4 protein-coding genes are annotated in these 6,145 nt (G+C 66.0%); 3 read left to right on the top strand and 1 reads right to left on the bottom strand.

Features of this window, described 5'->3' with window-relative positions; translation table 11 throughout:
- Positions 1-78: 78 nt before the first annotated feature.
- On the bottom strand, positions 79-1,689 hold the full coding sequence (locus M0R80_30920; GenBank protein MCK9464053.1) for a hypothetical protein: 1,611 nt from the start codon (positions 1,687-1,689) through the stop codon (positions 79-81).
- A gap of 427 nt (positions 1,690-2,116) precedes the next feature.
- Here M0R80_30920 and M0R80_30915 point away from each other — a divergent pair, with 427 nt between their 5' ends.
- The 3 genes from M0R80_30915 (at position 2,117) to M0R80_30905 (ending at position 6,022) form a co-directional block, all read left to right on the top strand.
- Positions 2,117-3,283 (top strand): hypothetical protein, encoded by a 1,167-nt coding sequence (locus M0R80_30915; protein MCK9464052.1) that lies wholly within the window; start codon positions 2,117-2,119, stop codon positions 3,281-3,283.
- Positions 3,284-3,292: 9 nt separating this feature from the next.
- Positions 3,293-4,477: a THUMP domain-containing protein gene (locus tag M0R80_30910; protein MCK9464051.1), complete on the top strand. Its 1,185-nt coding sequence runs from the start codon at positions 3,293-3,295 to the stop codon at positions 4,475-4,477.
- Between the two features lie 90 nt (positions 4,478-4,567).
- On the top strand, positions 4,568-6,022 hold the full coding sequence (locus M0R80_30905; protein MCK9464050.1) for a sigma-54 dependent transcriptional regulator: 1,455 nt from the start codon (positions 4,568-4,570) through the stop codon (positions 6,020-6,022).
- The last annotated feature ends 123 nt before the right edge of the window (positions 6,023-6,145 follow it).

The raw sequence follows: 6,145 nt of genomic DNA, 5'->3' as shown, positions 1-6,145 counted from the left end.
CATGGACTAGGAAGCTGCGCGGTGATCATCTCCCAGCCCTTCGACTCTATAGTGTTGACGAGGTTTTCCATTCCTCCGTCATGGAACGGACAACATGTTGAAGGCAAAAAAACGGTTAACGCCTATGATTGGATTACCCCACCTGTCATCTCCATCATCATCGTAGTCACCTATTTCGTCAAAACACCATTTATCCACCCCATCATGAAGACACCTTGGCTTCGTCCACCAGTCGGCGATGTTGGCGGCCGTGCATTTGGGGTTGCCAGACAAGCTGCTCGTGCAATCGGACGCGTCATCACAGCAATCCCAAGAACCGCAGCACATAGTCTTATACCCCCACACGAGATGTGCGACGGCAATAGCTTCTTCCCAAGTCTCCGCGCCTGCAAACGCGGGATCATCAAATTGCGGATCCGTCGCGATGTTTTCATATGGGAACCCTCGGGTCGACAGAATCATGTCGGTAGATTTGTAGCCGCAGGATATTTTAAATTGCTGGGTCATGTGCTCGGAGTCCTGCGTGTTTTCAACGTGCCAATGCGTGCCGCTAAATCCGTAGTAACGTTTATTGTAAGTCGCCACAAAATCTACGTCGGCGGCCCCCGTGACCGTAAGCCAGCCACCAGCATCCGTGGTATTGAAATCGCCTTCATAAATGTGTGAACGGAAATATGGATAGGGTGTGTAACTCTGCTTTCCCCACGCCTGCAATGCCGTCGCATGAACGTAATTCGTTTGCATGGTGCAGTCTGTGATTGGCATCGTGCACTGATCCAATCTAAGTCTGGCTGAGGCAATGGCGCTATGGAGTATGGGATCTTGCCCGTTGCTTGTGTAGAACCAACGCCAAATATTGTCAGTTGTATACACATCAATGGTGTTAGCAGGATTGAGTGGATCGGGTTCTTCATGGTACTCGCCTGGTTGCTGTGCCTGAAGAGGATTGACAAAAGTGCTGTTCCCCATGTCCCACCAACTCTCGGTGAGAGGCCAAACGGCATTTGCAATGTCGTTGCGGTTGGCATCCGAAAGAATGGCCTGAACCCTACATTTCACATCTCCGCCGGAGTTGCAGTTTGCGAGGTCGTCCGGAATGCCGTCAGCATCGTGGTCTCCAATATTCATCAGCCAGAACACCTCGTGGTCGCCGTTGTAGCTGTCGGTTCCGGCGACACCAACAGAAGTCGAGTAGACGGAACCGAAATTAGGCAAGCCGCCCAGCACCTTATTCAACCCACGGTTCGTATATATCCCCCACCACGCGCTCTGACCGCTGCATTTTATCTCCACTTTGAAACCGGCCATGCCCCACAACTCCGTCGTCGAGAGACTCCCGATCTTGATTCTCTGGAAATGGGTCGGAAATACCGGGAGAGAGGTTGAGTAGTGCTGGGTGAACTCGTCGATCGCACCCTGCCTGAAATCCTCGACTCCAGAATTGTTCAACGCAAAACCATACGTCCAGGTAGTCGCGGTGCCGAAGTAGAACATGATGTTTCCCTCTGCAACTTCAGCCCCGTCTACGACAAGAGGAGCCGGGTGAACGTCGTCAGAATTCAGAGTTCGAGTCGTAACCCGGATGTCGGTCACGTTGCACGTCAGCGCCTCCGCCGAGGAGACGACCGTCGTGACCGCGAGCGCCGCGCAGATGGCGAGCGACAACCCCACGAGCTTGTTCCGTGTCATGGTTCTACCCCCTCCCCGCGCGGCCTCGCGGCCCGCGTGGTGCCATGTCCGAGCGCACGGCGCGGACGATGTTCTCGCATGTGGAAGGATCGGGTCTGGACAGGATCGGGGAGGCTACGAGATCGTCGCCCCCCCTCGGATCGCGAGGAGATCGACGCTCGGGCGCGCCGTCCCTGCTCGTGACGGCTGCCGCTCCCGAACGGATGATCGTGAAGATTCTCACGTGTCCCCCCAGAGATCCGATGCGTCGACTATCGTTCTTGCCAGAATATGTGTCAAGCGTTACGTGCGTACGGGATCGAACGGCGGCGGCATCCGGGGCCGACGGCGGAACCGGTGGATCCGTCCGCCGCGCGCCAAGCCTGAGCAGGGTTTCGCGAGTTCGTGCTAAGATGCCCCGTCCGCGACCCTAAGGACGGAGGCCCGCATGGATCACCCGGTTCAGCTCACGAACCTCACGCCGCAGGCGGCCAAGGTCGTCGATCCGGCAGCCCCGGCGCAGCTCAAGATGATGGCCGCGTCCGGCGTCGCGCCGTTCGCGCCGGCCGAGCTCGTCAAGGTGCTCTACGCGCTCTCGTACGAGAAGGACGCTGCGCTGAGCGGCAAGGCCCGCGAGACGCTCCGCAAGCTCCCCGACGCCGTGCTCGTCTCGACGCTGGATCAGCCGCTCGAGGAGGGGGTCCTCGACGGCCTCGCGCGGCTCCTCTCCAAGCACGAGAAGGCGGTCGAACGCATCCTGCTGAACCGCGGCACCCTGGACGAGACCGTGGCCTGGCTCTCGGGCCAGATCAAGTCGGAGCGCGTCCTCGAGATCGTGTTCTCCAACGAGGAGCGGCTGCTGCGCTGCCCGCAGATCATCGAGATGCTCTACCTGAACGCTGGCGCCCGCATGTCGTCCGTGGATCGCGCCATCGAGCTCGCGGTGCGCAACGGCCTCACGCTCGACGGCATCCCGACCTTCGCCGAGATCAAGGCCGCCGTGCTCGGCGCGACCCCCGCGCCGAAGGAGGAGGAGCTCGAGGCGCTCGACGAAAACGATCACCCGGTCGACGAGGACCTCGAGTTCCTGTCGGTGCTCGGCGACGAGGTCGCGAAGAACCTCGACGGGGCCATGGTGGACGACATCCTCGCCGCGATCGAGCGCGGCGAGCTCCCGGCGATCGCCGGCCAGGAGGGGCAGCACGTCACGAGGATGGAGGCGTCGCTGTCGGGGCTCAGCGTGTCGCAGAAGATCCGCGTCGCCACGCTCGGCAACTCGAACCAGCGCGCGGTGCTCGTGCGCGACTCGAACAAGCTCGTGGTCATGGCCGTGCTCAAGTCGCCGGGCATCGGCGACTCGGAGATCATCCGGTTCTCCAAGGCGCGCTCCCTGCCGGAGGAGGCGGTCCGCTACATCGCCCACAGGCGCGAATGGACGAAGCTGTACCAGATCAAGCTGAACCTCGTGAACAACCCGCGCACGCCGATGCAGGACGCGCTGCAGTTCCTCAACCACCTGCGGCCGAACGACGTGCGCATGCTCGAGAGCAGCCGGGACGTCCCGCGCGCGATCGTCTCCGCCGCGAGGCAGCTCCGCTCGAAGCGCCGGGGCTGAGGCCGAGCCTTGAGAGCAGCCCGCCCAGCCGTTCGCCGGAGGAAACGAGAGGAGCGCCCCGAGGGCGGCCTCGAGATGTTCGCCACGACGTCGGCCGGGCTCGAGGGCGTGCTCGCGGAGGAGCTCGTCAGGCTCGGCGCCGCGTCGATCGAGCCCGGGGCCCGCGGCGCCGCCTTCACGGGCGATCTCCGGCTCGCGTACCGCGCGAACCTCGAGCTGCGGACCGCCCACCGCGTGCTCGTGCGGATCGCGACGTTCGACGCGGCCGACCGCGCCGCGCTCTACGGCGGCGTGCGCGCCATCGCGTGGGACGCGCACCTCGATCTCGACAAGACGCTCGCCGTGGACGCGGTGAGCAACCGCTCCGGGCTCAGCCACACGCAGTTCGTCTCCCGCGTCGTGAAGGACGGCGTCGTCGACTGGTTCCGCGACAAGTGCGGCCGCCGGCCGAACGTCGACCCGAAGGCGCCGGACCTGCTGCTCAACGCGCGGATCGTCGACGACACGTGCACGCTGAGCTGGGACACGTCCGGGGAGCGGCTGCACCGGCGCGGCTACCGGCCGTCGTTCGGCGCCGAGGCTCCGCTCAAGGAGACGCTGGCCGCGGGCGTGCTCCTGCTCGCCGGGTACACGGGCGCCGAGCCGCTCGTCGATCCGATGTGCGGCTCCGGCACCATCCTGGTCGAGGCCGCGCTGATCGCGAAGGGTGTCGCGCCCGGCCTCCTCGGCAGGCGGTTCGGCCTCGAGAGCCACCCGTCGTTCGACCGGCTGCTGTGGAGCGGCGTGAAGGCCGACGCGCGGGCCCGGATCCGCGATCTCGACGGCGTGCCGATCCGCGGCTCCGACGTCTCCGAGGAGGCGATCCGCACGACCGCGGCCGCGCTGCGGGGCGCGGGAGCGGACGACGTCGTCGCGATCCGCCGCGCGGAGCTGCGCGATCTGGCGCGGCTCGATCCGCCGGGCCGCGTCGTGACGAACCCGCCCTACGGCGAGCGGCTCGGCGACCTCGGGCAGCTCGGCACGCTGTACTCGGAGCTCGGCGACGTGCTCAAGCGGCGCTGCGCGGGCCTCACCGCCCACGTCCTCACGGGGTCGAAGTTCCTCGCCGGCAAGATCGGCCTGCACCCCGAGCGGCGGGACACGCTCTGGAACGGCGCGCTCGAGTGCCGCCTGCTGCACTTCAAGCTGTACTGAGGGGCGCGGCGAGCGGCGCCCCTGCTAAAGAAATTCCCGGGCTGACCGTCTCAGGTTGCGGTAGGTCTGGAAGCATCGAGGGAACGGAGCTTGTCCGAATACGACACCCCGAACGGGCTCGTCGGCGCTGGCGCCGCGCGCGCCGACCACGCGAACGGCGATCCCGGTCCGATCCGCGTGCTCGTCGTCGACGACGACGCGGCATCCCTGCGCAGCGTCGAGCGGATTCTCGCGGCGCACGGCTTCGAGGTCGAGACCGCGACGAACGGCACGGATGGCATCGCCGCGGCGCTCGCGCGGCGGGCGGACGTCATGCTGCTCGACCTCGTCATGCCGGGCCTGAACGGCCTCGACGTGCTCAAGAAGATCAAGGCGGTGGGGTGCGGCACCGAGGTGATCATCATGACCGCGTTCGGCGACGTCGACGCGGCCGTCGCGGCCGTGAAGGCCGGCGCGCACGACTTCCTCTCCAAGCCGTTCCAGTCGCCCGACGCGCTCGCCCACTCGGTCACGAAGGCCGCCGAGCATGGCCGCCTCGTCGCGCGGGCGCTCCGGCTCGAGCGGGAGCTCGAGGTCCGGGAGCGGTACGGCGACATCGTCGGCTCGTCGCCCTCGATGCGCGAGGTCTACGGGATGGTCGATTCGGTCGCGCACTCCGCGGCGACGGTGCTCCTGCAGGGCGAGTCGGGCACCGGCAAGGAGCTCGTGGCCCGCGCGATCCACAGCCGCGGCCCGCGGGCGGGCAAGCCGTTCGTCCCGGTCAACTGCTCGGCGATCCCGGAGACGCTCGTCGAGGCGGAGCTCTTCGGCCACGTGCGCGGGGCGTTCACGGGCGCCATCGAGACGCGCATCGGGCTGTTCGAGACGGCGGACGGCGGCACGATCATGCTCGACGAGATCGGCGACCTCCCGCCCCAGGTCCAGGTCAAGCTGCTCAGGACGCTCCAGGAGGGCGAGATCAAGCGCGTCGGCTCGTCCGATTCGATCCACGTCGACGTGCGCGTCATCGCGGCGACGAACGTCAACCTGCAGCAGGCGATGCGGGACAAGCGGTTCCGCGAGGATCTGTTCTACCGCCTCAGCGTCATTACGATCACGCTGCCGCCGCTGCGCGAGCGCCCGGACGACATCCCGCTGCTCGCGTACCACTTCCTGCGCAAGTACACCGCGCGCGCCGGCCGGGAGATCGCGCGGATCTCGGCCGAGGCGATGCGCGCGCTCCGGACCCACTCGTGGCAGGGGAACGTGCGCGAGCTCGAGAACGCGATCGAGCGCGCCGTCGTGCTGTCCCGCGGCGACGTGATCCTCCCGGGCGACCTGCCGGACTCGGTCAGCGACTCCGCGGCGCAGCCGCTCTCGCAGAGGGTGCCGCTCGACCTCCCGTTCGCCGGGGCCAAGCGCAAGGCGATCGAGCAGTTCGAGGCGGGCTACGCCTTCGGGACGCTGCAGCGGGCGGGGGGGAACGTGAGCGAGGCGGCGCGCCAGGCCGGAATGGACCGCTCGAACTTCCGGCGCATCCTGCGCAAGTACAAGGGGCGGGGCTAGGAGCCTGTTGCGCATAGACGCTCCGCAAGATCGACAAGCCTGAAGCCGAGTGCGAAGATCTCGGCATGACGAAGAGTTATCGGGAGTGGACGCCGACGCAGCGGTACCTGCTGCCGCCGTCGC

This window comes from Pseudomonadota bacterium, from assembly GCA_023229365.1.
Taxonomy (GTDB): domain Bacteria; phylum Myxococcota_A; class Polyangia; order JAAYKL01; family JAAYKL01; genus JALNZK01.
Note: the sequence above shows the minus strand (reverse complement) of the source record. Positions and strands in the feature narration are given on the sequence as shown.

What these genes read in the sequence shown, in the direction of transcription:
- M0R80_30920 (MCK9464053.1), bottom strand. Translation starts at nt 1,689, where the DNA reads ATGACACGGAACAAGCTCGTGGGGTTGTCGCTCGCCATCTGCGCGGCG.
- M0R80_30915 (MCK9464052.1), top strand. Translation starts at nt 2,117, where the DNA reads ATGGATCACCCGGTTCAGCTCACGAACCTCACGCCGCAGGCGGCCAAG.